Source organism: Bradyrhizobium sp. 45, assembly GCF_023073155.1.
Classification (GTDB): Bacteria; Pseudomonadota; Alphaproteobacteria; order Rhizobiales; family Xanthobacteraceae; genus Bradyrhizobium; species Bradyrhizobium canariense_D.
This window is the reverse complement of sequence record NZ_JADPIX010000041.1, coordinates 1-2055: the sequence shown is the minus strand read 5'-3', so window position 1 is coordinate 2055 and position 2055 is coordinate 1. Positions and strand designations below refer to the sequence as shown.

At 64.1% G+C, this 2055-nt stretch carries 1 protein-coding gene and 1 pseudogene; one reads left to right on the top strand and one right to left on the bottom strand.

The window, feature by feature from the left end; genetic code table 11:
- Positions 1–476: 476 nt before the first annotated feature.
- The gene (locus IVB42_RS06065) at positions 477–920 is read left to right on the top strand and encodes a hypothetical protein (protein WP_204512507.1); all 444 of its coding nucleotides are present in this window, start codon (positions 477–479) and stop codon (positions 918–920) included.
- Positions 921–952: 32 nt separating this feature from the next.
- On the opposite strand, the pseudogene IVB42_RS06060 reads toward IVB42_RS06065, so the two are convergent.
- Positions 953–2055 (bottom strand): annotated as a pseudogene (locus IVB42_RS06060) (hypothetical protein); the annotation flags it as partial.

The following is a 2055-nucleotide window of genomic DNA, read 5'->3' as shown; positions in this document are numbered from 1 at the left end:
TCGGGATTGGCCAGCCGCGCGACGCTCTGGTAGTTGGACACACCAAGGACCAGCGCCACTCGCTTGTCGGCCTGCGCGGTCGTCGCCGCTGCCAGCATCCACAACATCGACAGCGCAAGCCGGCAGACCAACCGGCTTGAACGCAACATCGGGACTGAAGGGCTCAATCGGATCATGATGCAGGCTTCGCTCCACGCGTCAGCAATGTGGCTGCAATCGATATGAGTACTATTTCGATAGCGGTCCGCCCTCGGGTCTGTGCCATCGATCACACATCAGGCCCGGCCGTCAGGCGAGACGGTTGCCGCCGCGCAGTGTCCTGCCGGGCGACTCCCTGTTCGAAATGATAGTGGAAGGGGCATGGCATTGGGAAGCTGTCCAGCAACCTTCCGCAGATACTTGCCTCCCCGGGGCGCTTGAGCTTCTATGTCGGCATAAATCGCTTTTGCTTCGTTGGCCGCCAAGGGGTTTTCAGAATGATCCGTCCTTTCATGACAGTTGTATTGTCGATTGTAACCAGCGCCTCGTTGCTTCTTTCCGGCACTGCGAGCGCCGACAAGATGCGCCCGGGCTACAAGAGCTACGGAAACGCCCACGGCTTGAATGCCAACGCAGCTTGCCGTCGCCCGCATTTCAACATCTGCCAGGGTTGTAATGTCGTCATCCCGATGCGGGTCGCGCAAGACCGCGGTTGCGGGTTCAATTTCCAATCCCTGGGTCCGTTCGTGGGCCAGGACGTCGTCGTCTCTCCGGCGAACGGATCTTACAGCCTGGTCAACTCGACGAAGGCTGTGTACCGGCCGAATTCCGGCTTTACCGGCAGCGACCATTTCGAGAGCAGACTCTACTTCGAGGACGGCGCCGGCAAGCGCACGTTCCTGAATCTGAAAGTCAACGTCAACGTCGTTCCCAGCCTGTGAGCTGCCGAAGCACCGTGCTCTCGGCACCGGTCTCAATCACCCTCACAGCTGCCTCCGCATGAATCGGCTCCGCCGGACGGACGTGCGCGACCGCGCGGGCTCGGCTCCTGGCGCGATACCGCCTTTGGCTTCTGCGGCGGCGGATCGGGACGCCGGCGGCACGTGCTCTGGGCATCCAGCACGTCATTGCCGTCGCAGACGATCTGGACGCAACGATCGCCTTCTGCCTTTTGTCCCTTGGCGCACACCAGCGGACAGACACGATCGGGCCGGCCGCGCACCGCATCGAGCGCATCGAGGCTGGCAACTTTGACGTCGAATCTGGTGCCGGCGTTTCGGTTGAAATTGTCGAGCGCCTTTTGCGACGGCGCCGTCCAGGCACCGTCGGTGGTCCCGGGATCGCAGCCGACGCGCTTCAGATGGGCCTGGAGCAGGCGTGCAATATCCGCCGGATCCATTGCCGGCACGACAACCGACGCAGGGGCAGGCGCAGCCGGCGGAGTTAGCGCGGCGAGTGTGGCCTGTCGCTCCCGCTCGCGCTGTTCCTGTTCGCGCCTTGCGGCCTCGATCTGCTGCTGCGCGTCCAGCGCGGCCTGCTTCTTTGCCTGCTCGACCTGAAGGGCCGCATCCTCCGCCTGCCGGCGCGCCTCCGCAACCTGCCGCCGGGCATCGTCGAGCTCGCGCTTGGCCTGCTCGGCGATGCGTTGGCGCTCCTTCTCCAGATCGCGCCGGGCCTGTTCTGAGACCTGGAGCTTCGCCTGCTCGGCCTGGCGCGCAGCCTGCTCCTCGATCTGCTTCTTGACATCCTCGTTCTTCTGCCTGGCTTGCTGTTCGGCTTGCCGCCTCAGCAGGTCTGCCTTTTCACGGGCCTTCTCCGCCGCATCCAGCTTGTCGAGGGCCGCATGAGCAGACACAGCGTAGGGGCCGCTACCGTGAACGCCGAGAAACGAGGTCCACGCCTCCCTTGTGCCGATCTGCGCCGCAAATTCGTAGTCTCGCTGGGACTCCGCGTCCGGATCGACCTTTGGGGCAATCAGCGGCACCAGCGCCACGGTGTCGCCGCCGAGCGATCCGTAGACGAAGGGCTCCTGCCGCCGCCCCGTGCTCTTGAGCACCTCGTCGCGAACCCGGCCAA

What these genes read in the sequence shown, in the direction of transcription:
- IVB42_RS06065 (WP_204512507.1), top strand. Translation starts at nt 477, where the DNA reads ATGATCCGTCCTTTCATGACAGTTGTATTGTCGATTGTAACCAGCGCC.